The sequence below is a fragment of the Cupriavidus sp. H19C3 genome (assembly GCF_049393815.1).
In the GTDB taxonomy this organism is placed as follows: domain Bacteria; phylum Pseudomonadota; class Gammaproteobacteria; order Burkholderiales; family Burkholderiaceae; genus Cupriavidus.
The window spans coordinates 528,894-550,525 of the sequence record NZ_CP184986.1 but is presented as its reverse complement, the minus strand read 5'-3'; the positions used below and the strand labels follow the sequence as shown (position 1 = coordinate 550,525).

The following is a 21,632-nucleotide window of genomic DNA, read 5'->3' as shown; positions in this document are numbered from 1 at the left end:
TATCCCACTCATCCACTCAGGAGACCTGCATATGGCCACGCTTCTTCTGCCTTGCGACGGATCGCCCGGCGCGTTGCTGGCGGTGCGGCATGCCATCACTCAATTCCGCCGCGGCGAGGTTCGGCGCGTCCATCTGTTGAACGTGCAGCCGCCCTTCTCCCCTTACGTGAATCGCCATGTCGACCGCGGCCTGCGCGCCGAATTCCAGCGCGAACGGTCCGACCACGAGCTTGCCGAGGCACGGCGCCTGCTGGCCGCAGCCGGCGTGCCGCATGTCGCGCACCGCGAAGTCGGCGACAAGGCGGACCGCATCGCGGAGATGGCGCGGCAACTGCACTGCGATAGGGTGCTGATCGGCACGACGCGCAAGAGCGCGCTGGTGCGTGCGGTGGAACACTCGCTTACCAGTCAGTTGCTCGAAAATTGCCCCGTACCGGTCGAGGTGATCGGCGGTGCGCCGGCCCCGCTGATCGAGCGCGTCGGTATTCCGGCCGGCGTGGGGGCCGGCCTTGCCCTGCTGCTGGCGAGCCACGCGTGAAGCCTTGCGCGCGGTCCAGTGCGCGCACGTGTCGTCAACCCGCGCCCTGCTGAGCGGCGGGCGCACCATCGGATTCTGCTCTCACCATGCTCGTTGATTCCTTCGCGACCGGCCCGATGTGGGCAGGCTTTATCGTCTTTGTGCTGGCGATGCTGGCGCTGGACCTGTTCGTATTCGGCGGCAACAAGGCGCACCGCGTGTCGGTCAGGGAGGCGGGCGCATGGGTGATCGCATGGGTCACGATGGCATGCGCCTTCGCTGGCCTGCTCTGGTGGTATCTCGACGTAAATGCCGGCCGCGAGATCGCCAACAACAAGGCGCTGGAGTTCATCACCGGCTACCTGATCGAACAGTCGCTGTCGATCGACAACATGTTCATCTTCGTGATGATCTTCACCTACTTCGCCGTGCCGCCGGAACTGCAGCGGCGCGTGCTGCTGTACGGCGTGCTGGGTGCCATCGTCATGCGTGCCGGCATGATCCTGGCCGGCGTATGGCTCGTGAGCGAGTTCGCCTGGATCCTGTACGTGTTCGGAGCCTTCCTGATGGTGACCGGCGTCAAGATGCTGATCTTCGCCGACAGGCAGCCCGACCTGGAAAAGAATCCGTTGTTGCGCTGGCTGCGCGGGCATATACGCATCACGCCGGGATTCCACGGCGAGAAGTTCTTCGTGCGGATCGACGGCCTGCGCTGGGCCACACCGATGTTCCTGGTGCTGATGATGATCGAAGCCAGCGACCTCGTCTTCGCCGTCGACAGCATTCCGGCCATCTTCGCCGTGACCACCGACCCGTTTATCGTCTTTACGTCCAATATCTTCGCGATCATGGGCCTGCGCGCGCTCTACTTCCTGCTTGCCGACATGTCCGAGCGCTTTCACCTGCTCAAGTACGGGCTGGCACTGGTGCTGATCTTCATTGGCGGCAAGATGCTGGCGGCGCCCTGGTTCCATATGCCCGTGCAGTGGTCGCTGGCCATCGTCGGCTCGGTGATCCTGCTGTCGGTCCTGCTGAGCCTCAGGTTCTCCGGACGCAAACTGCGCGAACGCGCGACCTGACGGCCGGCGGATCCCCGCGCCGTCCGTCAGGGCAACAGGGCCGGCGGGGCCGGATGAACTGGAGGGCCGGGCCGGGGACTTGATTTATTGCCTGAGGCAAACAATAATTTGCCTCAGGCAACTATCAGGACCCGCCATGTCCGCCAGGCCCTCCCCCCTCGACTCGCCCCAGCCCACCCTCGACGCGCTCTCCACCCGCGCCGAGTCCGTCCGGCGCTTCAATCGCTTCTACACCCGCCAGATCGGACTCCTGCATGAGCATCTGCTGGAGAGCGACTATTCGCTGACCGAGGCGCGCATTCTCTACGAGCTCGCGCATCGCGACGGGCTGACGAGCTCCGACCTGTGCCGGGAACTCGGGCTGAATGCCGGCTACGTGAGCCGCGTCATCGCCGGCTTCGAAAAGCGCGGCCTGATCGTCAAGAAGCGGTCGGAAGCGGATGCCCGTGTGAGCGAACTCGCACTCACCGCGTCTGGCCGCAAGACCTTCAAGCCGTTGAACCAGGCCTCGCGCAAGGAAGTCATGGCGCTGCTCGGTCAACTGACGGAAGACCAGCAGCGGCAACTGGTGGACGCCATGGCGCAGATCACCGGGCTGCTGGGCGAATCGACGCCAAGCTATGTCCTGCGATATCCGCGGCCAGGCGATATGGGTTGGATCGTCTGCAAGCAGGCGGAACTGTATGCGCACGAGTACGGGTGGAATACGGAGTTTGAAGCACTGGTCGCGGAGATCGTGGCGAAGTACCTGCGCGAGCACGACCCCGCATCGGAGCGATGCTGGATCGCGGAAAAGGACGGCAGACCGGTGGGGTCGATCTTCGTCGTGCGACACGATGCGGAGACCGCCCAGCTCCGCCTGCTCTATGTCGACGCCAGCGCGCGCGGCATGGGCATCGGCCACCGGCTGGTCGACGAATGCCTGCGTTTTGCGCGCTCCGTCGGCTACCAGCGCATGATGCTGTGGACCAACAGCGTGCTGGCCGACGCGCGGCGCATCTATGAGAAAGCCGGCTTCCGGCTGGTGGAAGAGGAAGCGCATCACAGCTTCGGCAAGGACCTGATCGGTCAGATCTGGGCCCGCGAGTTGTGAGTGCACGCTGCAGCGCTGTGTTGAAGGACTTGAGACGAGTTCCTGTCTTCCACGAGACCAACGAGCCGATGGCGCCACCTTGATTTGGCGCAAGGGCGTGCCGACGCAAGCGGACACAATGCATCAAAGTGTCCCCGGAAGCCTCCGCCATGCAGCGCATCCACTTTCTCACGCGGTTCCGTCGCGCCTGCGTCATATTGGCCCTGGGCGCCCTGGTCGCGCAGGCCGCGCTGACGGCGAGCGCGCGCCCGCCGCATACGCTGGATACGCCGCATCCGCTGGACACGCCGCACACGTCGCACACGTCGCACACGTCGCACACGTCGCACACGTCGCACACGTCGGATACACCGGATACGCCCGACAAGCCGCCCCCCGCCAGGGCGATCCCGATCCTTGTCTACCATCGTTTTGCGGCGACGGCGAAAGATGCCATGACGGTGCGCACGGCAACCTTCGAGGGGCACTTGCGGACCATCGCGCAGGCTGGCTTTGAGGTGGTGCCGCTGGCGGCGGCCCTGACCTGGTACGCCGGCGACGACGCCGCGGTGCCCGCGCATGCGGTGGCGATCTGCGTGGACGATGGCCATCGCTCCGTCCACGACGTGCTGCAGCCGCTGCTGCGCGCCCGTACCACGCCGCTGCCCGTCACCCTGTTTATCTACCCGTCGGCGATTTCCAATGCGTCGTATGCCATGACGTGGGATCAGTTGCGGGCGCTCAGGCAGGACGGCGCGTACGCGATCGAGTCCCACACCTACTGGCATCCCAATTTCCATACCGAACGTGCGCATCGCGATGCCGCCGGCTATCGCGCCTTCGTGCTGGCGCAGCTGGAAAAGGCGCGCGCGCGCATCCATGCGGAGACCGGTTCGCCCGCCACGCTGCTGGCATGGCCATTCGGCATCCACGATCGGCAGCTGGAAGCGTTTGCGGCCGAGGCCGGCCATACCGCCGCGTTTAGCCTCGATGCGCGCCCCCTCACGCGCGCCGCGCCCGTCATGGCGCTGCCGCGCTACCTGATCACGGACGCATGCGGGAACGCGTGCATGCAGCAGATCCTTCACCGCGCGGAGCGCAACGATGACTGACCGGACCCGCCGCCGCTGGCACCTCTGCGCATGGCTGGCACTGTACGGCGCGTTTGCCGTGGCCCAGCCCGGTAGCCCGCAGGCGACCGGTAACGTCGTCAGCGCCGTCGATGGTCGTCCGGTAGCGGGCGCCATCGTGACGCGCGGCGGGCGCGAGGTACGCACCGATGCCCATGGATACTTCGTGCTGCCCAGGCGCAACGATTGCGCCGACAGCACCATCCATGTGCGGGCACCAGGCTTTGGGCGCGCCGCCCTGACGCCGGGCTGCGATGCCATCGAGGTGCCGCCGGTGGCGCTGCCTCCCGTCCGGCCGAAGGCGGTCTATCTGTCCGTGTACGGCATTTCCAGCCAGACGCTGCGCGACGACGCCCTCGCGCTGCAGCACGTCACGGCGATCAATGCGCTGGTGATCGACCTCAAGGGCGACCGCGGCCTGACGCCCTATCCGAGCGCCGCACGCCACGCGGCGGGTGCCGACGGCGGCGCTATCAAGCCGCCGCCGCGCGTGCAGAATTTTGCGGCGCTGGTGAGCCAGTTGCATGCGCGCGGCCTCTACCTGATCGCCCGCATCGTGGTCTTCAAGGACGACCCGCTGGCCACGGCGCATCCGGAGTGGGCCGTGCGCGACGCGCGCGGCAACCCATGGCGCGACCGCGAGAACCTGCGGTGGATCGACCCGACCATCCGCGCGGCATGGCCGCACCAGCTCGATATCGCCGAAGAGGCGGCCCGGCTCGGCTTCGACGAAGTGCAGTTCGACTATCTGCGCTTTCCCGATGCCAGCGGGTTGCGCTTCAGCGATCCCAACACCGAAGCAAACCGCGTCGCCGCGATTACCGGCTTCCTGCAGGCGGCGCGCGAGCGGCTGCGTCCGTACAACGTGTTCCTGTCGGCCGATATCTTCGGCTATGTGTGCTGGAACCATGACGACACCGCCATCGGCCAGCAGATCGAGACGCTTGGCGCGGCGGTCGACTACATCTCTCCGATGCTCTATCCGTCAGGGTTCACCTGGGGACTGCCTGGCTGCAACCGTCCCACCGAGCATCCGGGCGAGATCGTCGGGCGTTCGCTCGCCGAAGCCAGGCGGCGTACCGGCCTGCCCGGGGTCAGGTTCCGCCCATGGCTGCAGGCGTTCCGCGACTATGCGTTCGACCGCAAGCCGTTCGAGGCCGCCGAGATTCGCGAGCAGGTGGAGGCCGCCGACGGTGCGGGCACGGACGGATGGATGCTGTGGAACCCGCGCAATCGCTATGATCCGGACGCGCTGCCTCGCTGAACGAGGCCTGTCACGCGATGGGCGGGGCGGGCACGCTTTCGTGCCGGCGCTGGGCATTGCACTGCTGCTCCTGTGCGTGGCGTGGGTGGATATGTCCACGGCCGCGGCGCTGACGCCGCGCGCCATCCGCACGCTCGACGCCGTGATCGATACGGAGATTGCCGCGGGTCACGTGCCGGGCGCGGTAATCCTGATCGGCGATGCGGACAACGTGCTGTACCGGCGCGCCGCCGGCGAGCGGGTAAGCGGTGCGCGCGCGGAAGCCATGACTCTCGACACGGTGTTCGACCTGGCTTCGCTGACCAAGCCGGTGGCGACCACCACCGCGATCCTGCAACTGGTCGAACGCGGCAGGCTGGCGCTCGACGCGCCGGCGAGCAGCGTATGGCCCGCGTTCGGGCAGCACGGCAAAGAGGCCATCACGGTGCGGCAGCTTCTGACCCACACGTCCGGCCTGCAGGCCGGCGTCTCCTCGGCGCGCGCGCTGAGGGGCGGGGCAGCCGCGCGGGCGGCGGTGCTGCGCGACGTGGTCGCCATGGCACCGCGTGCCGCTCCCGGCAGCGAGGTGATCTACAGCGATATCAACTTTGTCGTGCTCGGCGAACTGGTCGCGCGCGTGAGTGGCATGGCACTCGACGCATGGAGCGAAGCCAATATCTTCGCGCCATTGCAGATGCGTCGTACCGGCTTTCATTCCGTGGCCGCTGACACGGCGCCGACCGTCGACCAGGGCGATCCGGTGGTGCGCGGGACCGTGCAGGACCCCATCGCCGCCGCGCTGGGCGGCGTCTCCGGCAACGCCGGACTGTTCGCCACGGCGGCCGATCTGGCGATATTCGCGCGCATGCTGCTGCGGGAAGGCGCCGGCCCGGACCCGGCCGCGCCGATCCTGTCGCGCGACAGCGTGCAGCAAATGATCACACCCGCCACGCTGGAAGCGACCGGCCCCTTGCGTTCGCTCGGGTGGAGCATCGAACCGCCGCTGGTCGCCAACCGGTACCGGGGCGCGCAGGCCGGCATGATTGCGCATCTCGGCTACACCGGCACGGGACTATGGATCGATCTGGCGACGCGCCGCTACGTCATCGTCCTCAGCAGCCGCCTGTATGCCGGCGCGCATGGCGATGCGTCGCCGCTGCGCGCCAATGTTCTGGGCGCGCTCGCCAGCGACGCCGCGCCTCTGACCGCCCGCCAGGTCGCCGTGGCGGTGCCGACGATGGCGCCAGCGATCGCGCGCCAGGCCCGGTTGCCCGTAGCGCGCGGTCCCGTGCTCAGCGGCATCGACGTGCTGGCGTCCATGGACTTTGCGCCGCTGGCAGGCAAACGCATTGCCCTGGTGACCAACCGGAGCGGCTTCGACCGCTATGGGCGGCGCACCATCGACGTGCTTGCCCAGGCGCCCGGCGTGGGGCTCGTGAGAATCTTTGCGCCGGAGCATGGCCTCGATACCGACCTGGATACGCGTTTTGGCGATACGGTCGACGGGCGTACCGGCCTGCCGGTGCGCAGCCTGTACCGTGGGGAATGGGGAATTCCCAAGGGGGACCTGGCCGACGTGGACGCCCTCGTGTTCGATATCCAGGATGCCGGCGTCCGCTTCTTTACCTACATCGCGATGCTGGGCCAGGCCATGGAATCCGCCGCGGCGGCCGGCATACCGCTGTTCGTGCTCGATCGGCCGAACCCGCTCGGCGCGCGCGACGCCAGCGGACCGGTTTCCGATGCCGGGCCGCCTGCGCTGACGGCCTATCATCCGCTCGCGCTGACCCACGGCATGACCGTCGGCGAACTGGCCCGCATGTTCAATGCCGAGCGCAGTATCGGCGCGGATGTGCGCGTGATACGCATGCGCGGATACCAACGGAACATGTCGTTCGAGGACACTGGCCTGGGATGGATACCGCCCTCGCCGAATCTCCCCGATACACGCGCGCTGGCATGGTATCCCGATGTCGCACTGGTGGAAGGGGCGGCCGTCAGCGTCGGGCGCGGAACGCGGACGCCGTTTGCCGTCGTGGGCGCGCCATGGATACGGCCCGAGCCGCTGGCGTCCCTGCTGCAGTATCTCCACCCGCTGGTGACCTATACGCCGGTCCACTTTGTGCCGACCGAAGGCACGTATGCGGGCGAGCTATGCGCGGGCGTGCGGTTAGCCGAAGCGAGCCCCGCTCTCCCCCGCAAGCCAGGTCAGCTCGGTCTTGCGCTCGTGCTGGCGTTGCAGGCGCTGGATCCGGTGCGGTTTCGCATCGATGCCGTACGGGTGAGCGTGGGCTCCGATGCGGTCTGGCAAATGCTGCGCGGCCAGCGCCCGCTCGCGCAGATCCAGGCGCTGGCGGATGCGCAGGCAGCGGACTTCGCACGGCGGCGGGCGGCCTATCTGCTCTACTAAGCGCGCCGCGGGGACTGCGGCAAGGCAACGTGCCTGCCGCCGTCGCGGCTGACAGTCGTGGCGCGGTCGCCCCGGTCAGCCAGCACGGCGGTCGAGCTGTCCAAGCCGCACCACCGTCACCCCTGGCCGCAACTGGCGGAGCGAGGGCATCACCAGTACGCAGTCGTCGTACGGCGTGACCACCGGCTGGCCGTCGCGCCAGGCGATGACCTCGCCGGCCTTTGCAAAGGTTTCGAGCCCCGTATATGGCCCGGCAAAGCGAAAATCCATGCTCGCCGCGACCACCGGTTCCGTGACGCGGATCACGCGCTGCGCCGCCGGCGACGGCCGCAGCCAGCCGGCGGGCAAATCGGCGGCATCGACGATGCCGGCCTGGCGGAGGAAGCGTGCGGTGGTGTCGCGCGCAACCTCGACGGAAGCCGTCTCCCAGTGCTGGCCGCATTCGACCAGCATCGCGTTACGTGCGCTGACGGGATCGCCGAAGTCCGCGTAGTCGCGCATGCGCCGGCCTTCGGGGTGGCCTTCATCGACCACGATATCGGCCGGCGCGCCCACCGCATGAGCGAGCGCAATGCCCTTGTCGAGCGGCCCGGATACGATCAGCGGCCGGCTCTTCTCGTGCATCGAGTGCAGGTCCAGCAGCAGATCGACGGTATCGATGACAGGACGCATGGCGCGCGCCCGGCGCAATTCGGAGGAGTCGCGCGCGGCGTCGTCGAGTACGGCGGTCGTCCATACACGGTTGAAGTCCTGGTCGACAAAGCGCGACGCGTCGGGTTGCGTGGCATCGAAGCGGGCATACGCCTCGACGTTGGCGAACGACAGCGTCAGGCGGCCGCGGCGCGGACGCAGGCCGTGCGCGAGCAGGCCCGCCACGGTGATCGCGCCGCATACCTCGTTGCCGTGCGTCAAGGCGTTGACCATCACGTGCGGTCCCGGCGCGCCGCTGTCGAACGTATGCACGTACGGCACGCCGGTATTGCCTTGCGCATAGGGGCGGATATCGGGAAACTCCACCTCTACGGGGTAGGCCTCGAACGCTTGCGATGATGTCATGGGTAAATCCTGTCCTATCCTGGCTGATGACTTGATGACTTGATGACTTGATGACTTGATGACTTGATGACTTGATGACTGGGCCGATGGCGATGTCGGCGCGCGCGGCAGCGCCGATGCGCGGTTATTCGCGAATATTGGCCGCCTGCACGATGGTGCGATAGCGCCCCGTTTCCCGCTGCACGAACGCGGCAAACTCGCCCGGCGTACCCGGGCTGACATTGACACCGGCCTCGGTGAGCTTGCGGCGCACATCAGGCATGGCGAGCACCGCCTGCATCTCGGTGTTCAGGCGGTCGATCACCGCCTTCGGCGTATTGGCCGGCGCCATCAGGCCAAACCATACGCCCATGTCCACGCCCTTGAGCGCAGGGGTTTCGGCCAGTGCGGGCACGTTGGGCGCCGCGCTCGAACGCTTTGCTTCGGTCACGCCATAGGCGCGTACGCGCCCGGCCTGGATATGCGGCAGCGCCGACGACAACACCATCACCGCGAGGTCGATCTGGCCGCCGAGCAGGTCGGTCGACATGGCCGATGCGCCCTTGTACGGCACGTGCGTAATCTGGATGCCGCCCTGCTGCTTGATCAGCTCGCCGGCCAGGTTCAGCGGCGTGCCGACGCCGGAAGACGCATACGACAGCTGTCCGGGCTGCTTCTGCGCAAGCGCGATCAACGCCTTCGCATCCTTGGCGGGCAACTGCAGTTTGCCGACCAGCACCATCGGCTGGGTGCCGACGAACGTGATGGGCGCCAGGTCCTTCTCGCCGTCATAGCGTACGGCCGGGTTGGTCAGGCGCGCGATGGACACTTCGCTGCCGGAGCCGAGCAGCAGCGTGTAGCCGTCCGGGTTGGCCTTGACCACCTTCTGCGCGCCGATGGTACCGCCAGCGCCGCCGAGGTTCTCGATCACCACGCTCTGGCCAAGCCGTTTGCCGAGTTCGGGCGCGATCGACCGTGCCACCAGATCGACGCTGCCGCCGGCGGTATAGCCAACGACCAGGGAGATCGGCTTGGCGGGATAGGCATCGGCCGCGATGGCGGCGCAAGTGGTGCAGCCCAGGGTGGCGATGAATGCGGCGCGCAGCAGTGTCTTCATGATTTCTCCGGCAGGGATATTGTCGTGGTGATGCACGCCGCATGGTAGTAAGCATCATGGGCACCGGCATGCGACTTTGGCAATGGCACTTGCAGATTCGGCAATGAGACGGGATGGTGCATCGCAGGGTGGTCGCGCCATGGGCGCACCGCCGTGCCCGGACGGCATGGCACGGCGGACCTTGCCGGCCGGACCGGTGCCACTTGCCTATGCTGCGGTAGCGGCGCGCCAGAAGGCTTCCGCCAGCGGGCGCATCGGCGCGCGCGGCCGGTACAACCGGATATCGAGCGCAAGATCGGCCGAATTGCCGCCATGGCTGTCCGCTCGCACCAGGCGGCCGGCATGGAGGTCGTCGGCGACGAGCCGCGCCGGCAGCCAGGCAAGGCCCATATGCTGCCGCACCATTTCATGCACCGATTCGGCGAAATCGCTGACGGCCACGGTGTCCAGCTGGCTCGCAAGCTTGCGACGGACAATCTCCTGATTGACCATGCGGCCCATGGTCAGCGTCTCGGCGTACGCGATAAACGGGACCGGCGCCACCGCCTTGCCTCCGGCGCCTGTCCCACTGCCGCCCTTGGCGCCTTTGGCGGCGCCTGCCACCATGGTCGCGACGCCAGCCTTCGACGCGCGCGGACCATGCAGCCGGAATGCTGCCCGGCCGTTGCCATCGGCGGCGGACACGCACACGAGCCGTTCGACGCCAACGGCGTGGAACACGTAGCTCGCATCGTCGAGCCTTACCGGCATATCGTGCGGGCTATAGCACAGCAGGAAATCCGCCTGCCCCTCCGTGAATCGTTCGAGCGCGTCGTGCGTGGCATGGGTCGAGAGGCGCGTGCGAAAGCCGTCGCCGACCGGATCGCCACGCAGGGCTTTTTGCAGTCCCGCGAGCCACGCCGGCACCATCGAGCGCGCGAGCGTCTTGCCGGTGGCGATGGTGAGCGTGCTGGCGTCGGCACGATGGGCGGCGCGCAGCGCCAGCCGCGTTTCGTCGAGCGTGCGGACTGCGGTCTCGGCCGCTTCCAGAAACTGCCGGCCTTCGGCAGTCAGGCGCACGGGATAGGCGCTGCGGTCGATCAGCGGCGCCCCGGCCCAGACCTCCAGCGCCTGAATGCGCCGCCCGAACGCGGGCGGCGTCACATTGCGCAATTCGGCGGCGCGCGCGAGGCTGCCGGCCTGGGCAAGGCAGATAAAGTCTTCCAGCCAGCGGGTATGCATAGGGGATCGCGAGCGGCATTGAACGAGCTGAGAACGCGATCATAGACGAACCCGCCAGGGTGTCGCCGCCGGCACCTGGCAAGACGAGCCGAGCGGTCGGGACGGTAGCGCCGCCGGCCGACTCAAATGCGCGTTTGAACACCGCAAATCGCCACGGCGGTTGCAACCGGATAGCTTGGCGCTAGCATTACTTAACGATGACGAACAGGCGTGACAAAGATGCTAAAAAAGCGCGTCAGTCCGCCGATAGCTCATCTGCCACGGATGCGCGCGCCAGCGTAATAATTACCTGCCCCACGCCGGACACTGAACTTTCTATAATCGCCCCCACGCGCCTCGACAGCGGATCACGGTGAACACCGACACCATCTACCCTACCTCCATCCACACCACCCACGGCGCCGTGCTGCCCACGCTGCTCGCCGAAACCCTGAAGCAGCTGCCCGACCCCCTGTTGCTCAAGGACCATACGCATCGCTGGGTCTTCGTCAACGACGCCATGTGCCACCTCATGCAGGCGTCACCCGAGCAGCTGCTCGGCCATACCGATCGCGCCCTGATGGCAGCGGACCAGGCCGACGGCTATCTCGCCGCGGATCGTCAACTCCTCGCCGACGGACAGCCGCAGGCAATCAGGGAGACGTTCCAGTTCAATGGCGAGACGCGCGTGCTCCAGACCTACAAGCGGCTCATCCGCATGCCGGCGAGCGCGCACCCCTTTATCCTGGTCTGGACGCGCGACATCACCGCCGCCCAGGATATGGAAGCCGCGTTGAAGGAGAGCCTCGAGCATTATCGGTACGCGGTCGAGCTGAGCCCCCAGATACCATGGATTGCCGATCGGGACGGCCGCATCACCGAAGCGGGCCCACGCTGGATGCAGTTGACCGGCACGGAGGCAGGCAGCGCGTTGGGCGAGGGCTGGCAAGCGCAGGTACATCCTGAAGACCTGCCGCGCATCCAGGCGGCATGGGCACGGGCGCTTGCTCACGCCGAACACCTGGACGAGGAATATCGAATCCGGGTGGTGGACGGCTCGTATCGATGGTTCCGCGGCCGCGCCGCGCCCCGCTTTGACGACGCGGGCCGCGCGCAGCGCTGGTATGGCACGCTGGAAGATATCGACGACCGCAAGCTTGCCACGCTGGCCCTGGAGGAAAGCGAACGCTTTGCGCACAGCGTGCTGGAAAATAGCCCCGACAGCATTCGCGTGCTGGATTGCGCGGGCCGTCTGCAGTACATGAACGCGACCGCGGTGCGGGTGCTGCAACTGGACGACCCAGAAGGCGCCCTGGGCCGCTACTGGCCGGAGTTTCTTCCTCCCGAGTCGCGCGCCATGGCCGAGCGGACCCTGATCGACGTCAAGGCAGGCAAGACGGCACGCTTCTCGCATTCGCGCCAGCGGCGCGACGGTTCCACGCAATGGCTCGACTCGGTGGCGGTGAGCGTGCCCGGGGGCAAGGACCGGCCGCCAAAGATCCTGATCATTTCCGCCGATGTGACGGAAGCCACGGTCGCGCGGCAGCAGGCCGAGGCGGCGCAACGCAGCGTCGAGGAACTTGTGAGCCGGCTCTCCGCCGTACTGGAGAGCACCACCGACTGCGTGGTCCAGCTGGACCACGAATGGCGTCTCACCTATTTCAACCGGAATGCGGCACACGCCCTGCCCGACCGGCAGCTCGGCCTGGGACGTTTTATCTGGGACATCTTTCCGGAAGAGCGGCATGGTGTGTTCGCCCGGCACTATGAACGCGCGGTGGCCACGCGCAGCCCGGTGGTCTTCGAGCATTTCCTGAAGACGCTGCGCGCGTGGTACGAAGTCCACGTCTATCCGACCACCGACGGCCTGTCGATTTTCCTGCGCGATATCACGGCACGGAAGAGCGCCGAAGCGCAAGTGCTGGCCAACCAGGATGCGCTCTTCCACGCCGCGCGGCATGACCCGCTCACCGGTCTGGCCAACCGCATACTCTGGCGCGAACGCATCGCGCTGACCATCGCACGGTCTCAGACAACGTGGCGCGACACGGCCTCGGCCGTGCTCTACATCGACCTCGATGGCTTCAAGGAGGTGAACGACGCCTTCGGCCACCACGCCGGCGACCGGCTGCTGGGGCAGGTGGCGGACCGGCTGCTGAGCACGGTCCCGGACCATGACACCGTGGCGCGCCTCGGGGGCGACGAGTTTGTCGTGATCGTGGAGCGCGTGCCGGACGTCGAAGCCATCGCCGAGGTGGCGGCGCGCATCATCGCGCAGATGGCCACGCCGTTCTCGCTCGACCGCGAGGACGTCGCGCTGGCGGGCTGCTGCATCGGCATCGCGCGGATACCGGGAGATGGCGTCACGCCCGAAGAACTGCTGCGTGCGGCGGATATGGCGCTGCTCAGGGCCAAGGCCGCCGGGCCCGGTTCGTTCCGCTTTTATGAAGCCGAGGACGGCAACCGGGGCAGGCTGCGGCAGGAGCGCAAGCGGGCCCTGCACGGCGCGCTGGCGGGCGACCAGTTCGAATTGCATTACCAGCCTATCTATGACCTGGGCTCCGGCACCATCGCCGGTTTCGAGGCGCTGCTGCGCTGGCACCATCCCGTCCACGGCATGATCGGCCCGGCCGATTTTATTCCGCTCGCGGAGGAAACGGGGCTGATCATCCCGATCGGCGCCTGGGCGCTGCGCGCGGCCTGTCAACAGCTGGCACGGCTGCCGGACCCGCTGCGCGTCGGCGTCAACCTTTCCGCCATACAGTTCCGCGGCGGCCGGCTGGTAGAGGCGGTCCAGCAGGCCGTGACGGAAGCGGGCATCGACCCATCGCGTCTGGAGCTCGAGATTACCGAATCCGTGCTGCTCTCCAACGAGAGCGCCAACCTCGATATCCTGCGTCAGCTGCGCGCGATGGGCACCCGTATCGTCATGGATGACTTCGGCACGGGCTACTCCTCGCTCACGTATCTGCGCAGTTTCTCGTTCGACAAGATCAAGCTGGACCGCTCCTTCGTATCGGATCTGGGCAACAGCCAGGAAGCGCGGGCCATTGTGCGCGCGGTGCGCAGCCTCGGCGAGGCGTTCCGCGTGAGGACCACCGCGGAGGGGATCGAGACGGTCGAACAGTTCGACGTCGTGCGCGACGAGGGCTACGACGAAGGCCAGGGCTACCTCTTCGGCATGCCGCTATCGGCGGACGAGGCCAATGCCCTCGTGACACCGGGGCGGCGTCACGACAAGGGCTGAGGCGTGCTTGCGTGGCTGCCTGGGTTGCGGGTCAGGGCTGCGCGCGATCCCCGTAGCGCGCAAGGTAGTGCCAGACCTTCTTGAGCGCCTCCGCCTCGTGGGCGTGCTTGGCTGCCGTCGCGGCGGCGCCGATGCAGGCGGGGTCCAGCCAGCCGTCGCGGGCGATCCGCCGGGCGAGGTCGACGTAGCCGCTGCCGCGATAGCCGGGATACTGCGCCAGCGTGTCGACCGCCGCGCGAAAACCCGGATGCCATTCGAGCGCGCACGGCAGCCGTTGTGCTTGCGCGGCGATCGGCGTACCTCGATAGCAAGGATCGAGGACCAGTGCTTCCACGTCGTCGGCGAGGCGAATCGGGCCGTGGACATGTGCCTCGATGTAATCGTCCAGACGGTCGCTGCCGGGGTCGCTATCGGTGTCGCTATCGGTGTCGCTATCGGTGTCGCTATCGCTGCCGCCGCTGACCTCCCACGCTCGGGCGATCAGCGACATGCGCGCTGACACGCCGAAGTGTTCCGGCGCGAAGACGCTGTCCGGGTAGCAGAACGTACAACGCGCGAGCACCTCGGGCCGCAGACGCAGATGGGCGGAGCCGAAGCGCGGTGCGGCGCCGGTTGCGCGCCGGCGATAGTTCAGCGCGCCGTACTTGGGACGCGCTTCCGCCGGCACGCCGTCATAGGCCCCGCCGAAGATCCGGCTCTCCCACACCCACCGGTCGCCACCGGGATAGGCCGTCAGGCCGCCATTGCTGGTGCCTGTTTCGAACTGCGAGCGATAGACCCCATGCGCCGCCAGCGCCTGCAGAATGGGTACGCCCCCCACCATCCGGTCCGGATGGAAGTTAAGTGTCACCGGCAGGTCGGACGCCAGCGGCGGCCCCACGCTACGGGCGGCGACATGCGCGATCGCGCGTTGCTGCGGCGATGCTGGAGGCGGCAACCAGCTTGACATGGTATCTCCGGCGCGAGTCATTGGGCACGATTGTAGCGATGGCCAGGATGTCCGCCTATGACCGGGGCGGGCGGGCGAAGCAGGCGTCCTTCACCTTGCAGGCAGCGGCGCTCGCCACGGCCTGCGCGACGAATGGCAGTGTCATCGGGTTGCCGATCTCCTTGTGAAAAGCCACCCACAGTTCCAGCGATGGCACCTCGCGGTCCGACAGGCGCCGGTAGACGACGCCCCGGATGGGCTGCGCGGCGGCCGAAGCAGGGATCAGCGATACGGCGATACCGGCGGCGACCATCGCCATCATGGCATGATGGCGCGCGCCGTCGTGCGTGCGCGCGGGCACCACGTTGTGTTCGGCAAGCCAGGTCATGATCAGGTCGTGCGCATATTGCCCGTGGCGCCGTTCCAGCGTCGCCAGGCTCTGACCATCGAGATCGCGCACGTGCACCCTGGGCTTGGTGGCCAGTGGATGACGGGTCGGCACGGCGAGCACATATGGCTCGGACATCAGGCGCCTCGCCTGGAGCCGCGGATCGGTGACCGGTGGGCGCAGGATGGCGACATCGAGCTCATTGCGCAGCAGCGACTGCAGCATGGCTTCGGAACTGTTCTCGCGCAGCGAATAGAGTACGCCGGGCACGCGCGCCGAGAAGCGGCGCAACATGTCGGGTACCAGCTCGATGGCCGAGATTGCCGTCAGCCCGATCGCCAGATGCCCAACGTCCTCGCCGCGCCCGGCCTGAGCGGCCATCTGCCGGGCGCGGTGCTCGATATCGAACAGCTTTTCGGCTTCCGCGCGCAGGACCTGCCCGGCCGGCGTCAGCCGCACGCTGCGCTTGTTCCGCTCGAACAGTTGCGCGCCGATCTGGGCCTCGAGCTGCTTGATCTGCAAGCTCAACGGGGGTTGCGTCATGTTGAGCCGGCGCGCCGCGCGCGTGAAGTTGAGCTCGTCGGCAAGCACCAGGAAAGACGTCAGGACACGGAGTTCGAGCGGAGTATACATATACAGATCCTGTATAAGTCAGATACAGAAGTAATATTGGCAATATAACTCGCGCACCCACAGAATGTCTGCATCCGGCCACCGCAGCGCCGCGATCCACGACAACCACGCGAGACATGAACCTCCAGCATCCGCTCGACGACCGCCTGCCGGCCCTGCTCCGCAGCGGCCAGCCCCTGCGCGGCATCTTTACCGCATTGCCCAGCCCGGCCATCGTCGAGATGTGCGCGTATGCCGGCTTTACGTTTGCCATCATCGACAACGAGCACGGCGCCGCCGATCTGGAAACCACCGAACACATGCTGCGCGCGGCGCGTGCCAGCGGCATCATCCCGGTGGTGCGCTGCTTCCTCGAGGACATTCCGCGCGTGCTCGACATGGGCGCCAGCGGCGTCCAGGTGCCGATGATCGAAACCGCCGACGACGCCCGCGACCTCGTGCAACGCGTGCGCTATCCCGCGGCGGGAAGGCGTGGCAGCGCCTTCAGCGGCCGGGCCGCTGGCTACGGCGCGTTTCCCGGCGCGTCGCATACCACGCGCAGCAACGCGGGTGTGGCGCTGATCGCGATGATCGAGACGCCCGCGGGCGTGGCCAATGCCGCGGAAATTGCGGCGGTGGATGGCATCGACGCGGTGTTCGTCGGCCCCAACGATCTTGCCCATGCCATGGGTCATGGCAACGACTGGAAGGCGCCTGCCGTGGCGTCCGCCATCGAGCAGACGCTGCGCGCGGTCGAGGCCGCGGGCAAGTGCGGCGGGATCATTGCGCTGACCCCCGAGGATGAACGGCGTTATGGCGCGTTTGGCGCCCGCTACTTTGCCACCGTCGCCACCAGCGTGATCACGCAGGCGTTACGTCAGGCGGCGCAGGCTGGCGACGACAAGTCCGCCGCGAGCTTGCGCTACTAGCGACCGCATTACCACCACGGTGCCGGCGGCGGCGGGGCGACGCGCTTCGCCCGCGGCGCAGCCATCACCGTCGACGGCGGACTCCGCTGTCCCGATCGCGCAACCCTGACGACAATAATCTGGAGACACAGCATGCATTCCCCCTACCGCCGTACCCTGTGCGCCGCGCTTGCCATGGCGGGCCTGTCGCTGGCAGCCATGGCGCCGGCCGCCCACGCCGAGTCCGGCGCCCAGGCGGCTGCCGGTCACTGGCCGAACAAGCCGATCAAGTATGTGGTGCCGTTCTCGCCGGGCGGCGTGTCGGACGCCACCGCCCGTATCGTGGCCGAGGGGCTGGCGCAGCGGCTGGGCCAGCCCGTGGTCATCGACAACAAGCCGGGCGTATCGGGCATCATCGGCACCCAGTTTGTCGCGCGCGCCGAACCCGACGGCTACACGATCATGGGCGGCACCATCACCACGCACGCGGTCAACCCCTTCTTCTACAAGAAGCTGGGCTATGACCCGGTCAAGGATTTCGTGCCCGTGAACCTGGTGGGCACCGTCAGCAACGTGCTGGTGGTGGCCAACGACAGCCAGTACAAGTCGGTGGACCAGATCATTGCCGCGCTCAAGGCCAAACCCGGTTCCCTCACGTTCGGCACGGCCGGTCCCGGCAGTTCGCAGCAGTTGTCGGGCCAGCTGTTCCAGAGCATTACCGGCACGCAATTGCAGCAGATCTCGTACAAGGGCGGCGCGGCGGCGATGACCGACCTTATCGGCGGGCAGATCGACCTCGTGTTCGAGACGGTGGCCGCGGCCAAGCCGATGCTCGACGGCAAGCGTGTGCGCGCGATCGGTGTAACGTCGCGTCATGCGCTGCCAAGCCTCCCCGGCGTACCGCCGTTGGCCGACCTGGGGCTGAAGGGATTCGAGATGCAATCGTGGCAAGGCATCTTTGCGCCGGCAGGCACGCCCAGGCCGATTGTGGACCGGCTCGCCAGCGAGATTGCCGCGGTGGTGGCCACGCCCGCGGTGCAGCAACGCCTGCGTGCACTCGGCGTGGAGCCCGAAGGCAAGACCTCGGCGGACTTCTCCGCATTCCAGCGCGCCGAGGTGTCGAAGTGGGGCAAGATCATCCGCGCGGCAGGGGTGGTACCGGACTGACAGAATGTCGGCATGACGCGCTGCGGCGCGGGCCCGCATCGGCCATCGGCACGGATACGCTCCGTCGCGATGGGCGCCCGGCTCGGCGTACGCTACAAGTGGTAATGCCGCGCTGAACGCCGCGCGACACTGGCCGCCGAACGCTACCCGGCCTACAGGCCGCGCGGTAGCAGCGCCTGCACCGATTCGCGCATCACGCGCGCGATCAGTTGCTGGCGCTCGCGCGGCATGCGGGCCAGCGTGGTGGCCACGCTGATCCCCGCCACGGGATCGCCCTCGGCGTTGCGCACCGCCATCCCTACCGCCAGCGCGCCGCGCGTGGCGTGGTTGCCGATCACGGACCAGCCGCGCTCGCGCGTGGCGCGCACCAGGATGCGCATGCGGTCCGGCGTCATGCCGCCGTACTGCGCGAGCGTCGCCATATTGGCGGCGACGATTTCCGCCACGTTCTCGTCGGGCAGCGCCGCCAGCAAGGCCAGTCCCGCCGCGCCGACCCCAAGCGGCTGGCGCGTCCCCACCTGGATCACCAGTACCTGGACCGGATGCGTGCCGACATGGCGCGCCACGCACAGCGATAACGGTCCATCGCGCACGATCGCGAACGACGCATCGCCGCAGGCCGCACTGATGCGTGCCAGCACCGGCGCGATGCGCTGCGCCACCTCGGTCGACGCATGGCGCTGCGGCATGGCAGCCAGGCGCGGCCCGGTGACATAGCGAAAACGGCCGCGTTGTGCCACATAGCCCGCCTCCATCAGCGTGCCGAGCAGCCGGTACACCGTGGGGCGGCCAAGTCCGGCCACGCGGCACAGATCGACCACGCGCAAGCCGTCGCGGCCGCCGGCCAGGATCGCGTCGAGCAACGTCAGTCCCCGGCGCAAGGCCCGCACATTGTCGTCGCCGGCGTCATTGCCGGAGCCGGGGGCGGGGTCCGAGTCCGGCGTAGAAACGTCCGCCTGGCGGACGCTTCGGCTGGCAGTGCGAGAGCCCATGGGATGAGAATTTCCGTGTCGACGAGAGAGTCCGCAGTATGCCTGAGAGCCGCCAGACGGACGCCGCGACCGCAGAAAAACAGACCGGAGACAACCATGACCTTTACATCCACGCGCCGCCACCTGCTGGCGCTGTCAGCCATCGTGGCGTGCAGCCTGGCGCTGCCCGCCCTGGCCGAACCTGCCTGGCCCGCCCGCCCGGTCAAGCTGGTGGTCGGCTATGCCGCGGGTGGTGCCACCGACGTGCTGGCCCGGCTGGTGGCGGTGCGCCTGGGCGAACAGCTCGGCCAGCCGTTCGTGGTGGACAACCGCGCCGGTGCCAACAGCAACGTCGGCGCCGAGGTGGTCGCCAAGGCGCCGCCCGATGGCTACACGCTCTACGTCTACACGATCGCCAATACGATCAACGCCACGCTGTACGACAAGCTCGGCTACGACCCCGTCAAGGACTTCGAGCCGGTCGGCATGATCGCCAAGATCCCCAACGTGCTGGTGGTCAATCCGCGCCTGCCGGTCAAGACCGTGGCCGACTACATCCGCTTTGCCAAGGAGTCTTCCAGCGGCGTCACCTTTGCGTCGTCGGGGGCGGGTTCGTCGATTCACCTGTCGGGCGAGCTGTTCCGCATGCGCAGCGGCAGCAATATGCTGCACGTACCCTACCGCGGCAGCGCGCCGGCGATTACCGACCTGCTCGGCGGCCAGGTGCAGTCGATGTTCGACAACACGCCGTCCGCCCTTCCGCACGTGAAGGCTGGCCGCCTGCGCGCGATCGCCGTGACCAGCGCGCGCCGCCTGCCGTCGCTGCCCGATGTGCCGACCATCGCCGAATCGGGTTTCCCCGGCTTCGACGTGCAGTCGTGGTTTGCCATCGCGGCACCGGCCGGCACCCCGCGTGCAGTGGTGGAAAAACTCAACGCGGCACTCAACAAGGCACTTGCCGCGCCCGACGTGCGCCAGCGCATGGAGGATCTGGCCGCCACGCCGGAACCCGGTACGCCCGAGCAGCTGCGTGCCTTCATGCTGGCCGAGATCAGGCGCTGGCATGACGTGGTGCAGCAATCCGGCGTACGCGCCAACTGAAGGAGGCTCATGTTTCCCATCGATTTCTTCTGGCGCGCGGCGGACCGCTGGCCCGATCGCGTCGCCATCGACGCCCCCGACGGTACCGTCACCTATCAGGTGCTGGCCCAACGCGTGGCCGCGCTGGCGGCGCTGCTGCAGGCGCTCGACCCTACCGTGCAATCGCGCGTCGGCATCTGCGCGGGCAACTCGGCGGCGCATCTGACCGCCCTGCTTGCCGTGCTGGCGAGCGGCAAGATCTGGGTGCCGCTCAATCCCAAGAGCACGCATCCCGAATTGCGCCGCATCGTCGATGCCACCACGCCGTCGATCCTCGTGCACGACGAGGCATGCGCGCCGCTGCTCGACGGCGCGCCTGGCGCGCGTCTGCCGACCGGGCAACTGGCGGTCGCGATGGCTCCGCACATGGGCGCGTCGCGGCCCCGGCTCACGCTCGACCGCGAGGACACGCAGGCAATCAAGTTCACGGGCGGCACCACGGGCGCGCCCAAGGGCGTCATGCAGCCCTATCGTGCGTGGATCGCCAATATCGTCAACCAGATCGATGCCTGGGGTTTCGATACCGAAGACCGCTATGTGGTGGCGGCGCCGGTCACGCATGGCACCTCTACCTACGTGATGCCGATCCTGGCCCAGGGCGGTTGCCACGTGATCCTGCCCGGCAGCGGCGCCGAGGCCGTGCGCACGGCCTTTCGCGAACGTGGTGGCACGGTGGCGTTCATGCCGCCGACGCTGATCTACATGCTGATGGCGCTGCCCGACAGCTCGCGCGACGACTACCCGCATCTGCGCCGCCTCATCTATGGCGGCGCGCCGATGCCGGCCGACAAGATTCGCCAGGCCCGGGCGTTTTTCGGCCCCGTGATCGGCACCACCTATGGCCAGACCGAGGCGCCGCAACTGCTGACCGTGATGCGGCCTGAGGATTTCGACGAGCCCGCCAACCTGGCTTCGGTGGGCCGCACGACCCGGTTCAGCGAGGTCGCGATCATGGCCCCGGACGGCACCCTGCTACCCAACGGCGAGGTGGGAGAAGTGGTGGCGCGCGGGGACCTCCTGATGACCGGCTACTGGCGGTTGCCGGAACTGACCGCGCAGACCATCGTCGACGGCTGGCTCCATACCGGCGACCGCGGGCTGATCGATGCGCGCGGCTACCTGTACCTCAAGGACCGGTTGCGCGACGTGGTCATTACCGGGGGCTTCAACGTCTATCCGATCGACGTCGAGAACGCGCTCGGCCAGCATCCGTCGGTACATGAATGCACGGTGTTCGGCGTGCCGGACGACAAATGGGGCGAGGCGGTACAGGCCGCGGTGCAATTGCGCGCGGGCAGCACCGCCACCGAGCAAGAGCTGATCGCGTTCGTCCGCACGCGCCTCGGGCCGGTGCAGACGCCCAAACGTATCCATTTTCACGAGGATCTGCCGCGCTCGAATGTCGGCAAGGTGCTCAAGTCGGCCGTGCGCGAACGCGCGCTCGGCAATGCCTGCTGAAGGAGACCGC

17 protein-coding genes are annotated in these 21,632 nt (G+C 67.6%); 11 read left to right on the top strand and 6 right to left on the bottom strand.

Annotated features, from left to right (window positions below):
• Nucleotides 1-31 precede the first annotated feature (31 nt).
• The 6 genes from DFLDMN_RS21985 to DFLDMN_RS21960 all read left to right on the top strand — a co-directional run bounded on the left by DFLDMN_RS21985 (nucleotide 32) and on the right by DFLDMN_RS21960 (nucleotide 7,451).
• On the top strand, nucleotides 32-538 hold the full coding sequence (locus DFLDMN_RS21985) for a universal stress protein (protein WP_423199985.1): 507 nt from the start codon (nucleotides 32-34) through the stop codon (nucleotides 536-538).
• 86 nt (nucleotides 539-624) lie between these two features.
• Nucleotides 625-1,596, top strand: coding sequence for a TerC family protein (locus DFLDMN_RS21980; RefSeq protein ID WP_423199984.1), 972 nt, complete (start codon nucleotides 625-627; stop codon nucleotides 1,594-1,596).
• A gap of 136 nt (nucleotides 1,597-1,732) precedes the next feature.
• On the top strand, nucleotides 1,733-2,689 hold the full coding sequence (locus DFLDMN_RS21975; protein WP_423199983.1) for a bifunctional helix-turn-helix transcriptional regulator/GNAT family N-acetyltransferase: 957 nt from the start codon (nucleotides 1,733-1,735) through the stop codon (nucleotides 2,687-2,689).
• 149 nt (nucleotides 2,690-2,838) lie between these two features.
• Entirely contained in the window at nucleotides 2,839-3,780 is a 942-nt protein-coding gene (locus DFLDMN_RS21970) for a polysaccharide deacetylase family protein (RefSeq protein ID WP_423199982.1), read from the top strand.
• On the top strand, nucleotides 3,773-5,062 hold the full coding sequence (locus DFLDMN_RS21965) for a putative glycoside hydrolase (protein WP_423199981.1): 1,290 nt from the start codon (nucleotides 3,773-3,775) through the stop codon (nucleotides 5,060-5,062). The genes DFLDMN_RS21970 and DFLDMN_RS21965 overlap by 8 nt, the downstream gene beginning before the upstream one ends.
• Before the next feature lie 91 nt (nucleotides 5,063-5,153).
• Nucleotides 5,154-7,451 carry an exo-beta-N-acetylmuramidase NamZ domain-containing protein gene (locus DFLDMN_RS21960; RefSeq protein ID WP_423199980.1) on the top strand — a complete coding sequence of 766 codons (2,298 nt, stop codon included), beginning with the start codon at nucleotides 5,154-5,156 and terminating at the stop codon, nucleotides 7,449-7,451.
• A gap of 75 nt (nucleotides 7,452-7,526) precedes the next feature.
• On the opposite strand, the gene DFLDMN_RS21955 is transcribed toward DFLDMN_RS21960, so the two are convergent.
• The 3 genes from DFLDMN_RS21955 to DFLDMN_RS21945 all read right to left on the bottom strand — a co-directional run bounded on the left by DFLDMN_RS21955 (nucleotide 7,527) and on the right by DFLDMN_RS21945 (nucleotide 10,824).
• Nucleotides 7,527-8,507, bottom strand: a complete 981-nt coding sequence (locus tag DFLDMN_RS21955; protein WP_423199979.1) for a M14 family metallopeptidase — start codon at nucleotides 8,505-8,507, stop codon at nucleotides 7,527-7,529.
• A gap of 124 nt (nucleotides 8,508-8,631) precedes the next feature.
• Nucleotides 8,632-9,603 carry a Bug family tripartite tricarboxylate transporter substrate binding protein gene (locus tag DFLDMN_RS21950; RefSeq protein WP_423199978.1) on the bottom strand — a complete coding sequence of 324 codons (972 nt, stop codon included), beginning with the start codon at nucleotides 9,601-9,603 and terminating at the stop codon, nucleotides 8,632-8,634.
• 207 nt (nucleotides 9,604-9,810) lie between these two features.
• Nucleotides 9,811-10,824 carry a LysR family transcriptional regulator gene (locus DFLDMN_RS21945; RefSeq protein WP_423199977.1) on the bottom strand — a complete coding sequence of 338 codons (1,014 nt, stop codon included), beginning with the start codon at nucleotides 10,822-10,824 and terminating at the stop codon, nucleotides 9,811-9,813.
• Nucleotides 10,825-11,176: 352 nt separating this feature from the next.
• Between DFLDMN_RS21945 and DFLDMN_RS21940 the strand changes: the two genes are divergently transcribed.
• Nucleotides 11,177-14,050 carry an EAL domain-containing protein gene (locus DFLDMN_RS21940; RefSeq protein WP_423199976.1) on the top strand — a complete coding sequence of 958 codons (2,874 nt, stop codon included), beginning with the start codon at nucleotides 11,177-11,179 and terminating at the stop codon, nucleotides 14,048-14,050.
• Nucleotides 14,051-14,081: 31 nt separating this feature from the next.
• Here DFLDMN_RS21940 and DFLDMN_RS21935 read toward each other — a convergent pair whose 3' ends face one another.
• Both DFLDMN_RS21935 and DFLDMN_RS21930 read right to left on the bottom strand, forming a co-directional pair.
• On the bottom strand, nucleotides 14,082-14,999 hold the full coding sequence (locus DFLDMN_RS21935) for a DUF3626 domain-containing protein (protein WP_423199975.1): 918 nt from the start codon (nucleotides 14,997-14,999) through the stop codon (nucleotides 14,082-14,084).
• A 55-nt stretch (nucleotides 15,000-15,054) separates the two neighbouring features.
• Nucleotides 15,055-15,999, bottom strand: coding sequence for a LysR substrate-binding domain-containing protein (locus DFLDMN_RS21930; protein WP_423199974.1), 945 nt, complete (start codon nucleotides 15,997-15,999; stop codon nucleotides 15,055-15,057).
• 116 nt (nucleotides 16,000-16,115) lie between these two features.
• On the opposite strand from DFLDMN_RS21930, the gene DFLDMN_RS21925 reads away from it, so the two are divergent.
• Together DFLDMN_RS21925 and DFLDMN_RS21920 are read left to right on the top strand one after the other, a co-directional pair.
• Nucleotides 16,116-16,907, top strand: a complete 792-nt coding sequence (locus DFLDMN_RS21925; RefSeq protein ID WP_423199973.1) for an HpcH/HpaI aldolase family protein — start codon at nucleotides 16,116-16,118, stop codon at nucleotides 16,905-16,907.
• Nucleotides 16,908-17,039: 132 nt separating this feature from the next.
• Nucleotides 17,040-18,053, top strand: a complete 1,014-nt coding sequence (locus DFLDMN_RS21920; RefSeq protein WP_423199972.1) for a Bug family tripartite tricarboxylate transporter substrate binding protein — start codon at nucleotides 17,040-17,042, stop codon at nucleotides 18,051-18,053.
• Between the two features lie 152 nt (nucleotides 18,054-18,205).
• On the opposite strand, the gene DFLDMN_RS21915 is transcribed toward DFLDMN_RS21920, so the two are convergent.
• Nucleotides 18,206-19,045, bottom strand: coding sequence for an IclR family transcriptional regulator (locus DFLDMN_RS21915; protein ID WP_423199971.1), 840 nt, complete (start codon nucleotides 19,043-19,045; stop codon nucleotides 18,206-18,208).
• A 96-nt stretch (nucleotides 19,046-19,141) separates the two neighbouring features.
• On the opposite strand from DFLDMN_RS21915, the gene DFLDMN_RS21910 reads away from it, so the two are divergent.
• On the top strand, nucleotides 19,142-20,125 hold the full coding sequence (locus tag DFLDMN_RS21910; RefSeq protein ID WP_423199970.1) for a Bug family tripartite tricarboxylate transporter substrate binding protein: 984 nt from the start codon (nucleotides 19,142-19,144) through the stop codon (nucleotides 20,123-20,125).
• A 9-nt stretch (nucleotides 20,126-20,134) separates the two neighbouring features.
• Nucleotides 20,135-21,622 (top strand): AMP-binding protein, encoded by a 1,488-nt coding sequence (locus tag DFLDMN_RS21905; RefSeq protein WP_423199969.1) that lies wholly within the window; start codon nucleotides 20,135-20,137, stop codon nucleotides 21,620-21,622.
• The last annotated feature ends 10 nt before the right edge of the window (nucleotides 21,623-21,632 follow it).

Excerpts from the sequence above, each read along its gene's own strand:
- DFLDMN_RS21985 (WP_423199985.1), top strand. The coding sequence starts at position 32 with ATGGCCACGCTTCTTCTGCCTTGCGACGGATCGCCCGGCGCGTTGCTG.
- DFLDMN_RS21980 (WP_423199984.1), top strand. The coding sequence starts at position 625 with ATGCTCGTTGATTCCTTCGCGACCGGCCCGATGTGGGCAGGCTTTATC.
- DFLDMN_RS21975 (WP_423199983.1), top strand. The coding sequence starts at position 1,733 with ATGTCCGCCAGGCCCTCCCCCCTCGACTCGCCCCAGCCCACCCTCGAC.
- DFLDMN_RS21970 (WP_423199982.1), top strand. The coding sequence starts at position 2,839 with ATGCAGCGCATCCACTTTCTCACGCGGTTCCGTCGCGCCTGCGTCATA.
- DFLDMN_RS21965 (WP_423199981.1), top strand. The coding sequence starts at position 3,773 with ATGACTGACCGGACCCGCCGCCGCTGGCACCTCTGCGCATGGCTGGCA.
- DFLDMN_RS21960 (WP_423199980.1), top strand. The coding sequence starts at position 5,154 with ATGTCCACGGCCGCGGCGCTGACGCCGCGCGCCATCCGCACGCTCGAC.
- DFLDMN_RS21955 (WP_423199979.1), bottom strand. The coding sequence starts at position 8,507 with ATGACATCATCGCAAGCGTTCGAGGCCTACCCCGTAGAGGTGGAGTTT.
- DFLDMN_RS21950 (WP_423199978.1), bottom strand. The coding sequence starts at position 9,603 with ATGAAGACACTGCTGCGCGCCGCATTCATCGCCACCCTGGGCTGCACC.
- DFLDMN_RS21945 (WP_423199977.1), bottom strand. The coding sequence starts at position 10,824 with ATGCATACCCGCTGGCTGGAAGACTTTATCTGCCTTGCCCAGGCCGGC.
- DFLDMN_RS21935 (WP_423199975.1), bottom strand. The coding sequence starts at position 14,999 with ATGTCAAGCTGGTTGCCGCCTCCAGCATCGCCGCAGCAACGCGCGATC.
- DFLDMN_RS21930 (WP_423199974.1), bottom strand. The coding sequence starts at position 15,999 with ATGTATACTCCGCTCGAACTCCGTGTCCTGACGTCTTTCCTGGTGCTT.
- DFLDMN_RS21925 (WP_423199973.1), top strand. The coding sequence starts at position 16,116 with ATGAACCTCCAGCATCCGCTCGACGACCGCCTGCCGGCCCTGCTCCGC.
- DFLDMN_RS21920 (WP_423199972.1), top strand. The coding sequence starts at position 17,040 with ATGCATTCCCCCTACCGCCGTACCCTGTGCGCCGCGCTTGCCATGGCG.
- DFLDMN_RS21915 (WP_423199971.1), bottom strand. The coding sequence starts at position 19,045 with ATGGGCTCTCGCACTGCCAGCCGAAGCGTCCGCCAGGCGGACGTTTCT.
- DFLDMN_RS21910 (WP_423199970.1), top strand. The coding sequence starts at position 19,142 with ATGACCTTTACATCCACGCGCCGCCACCTGCTGGCGCTGTCAGCCATC.
- DFLDMN_RS21905 (WP_423199969.1), top strand. The coding sequence starts at position 20,135 with ATGTTTCCCATCGATTTCTTCTGGCGCGCGGCGGACCGCTGGCCCGAT.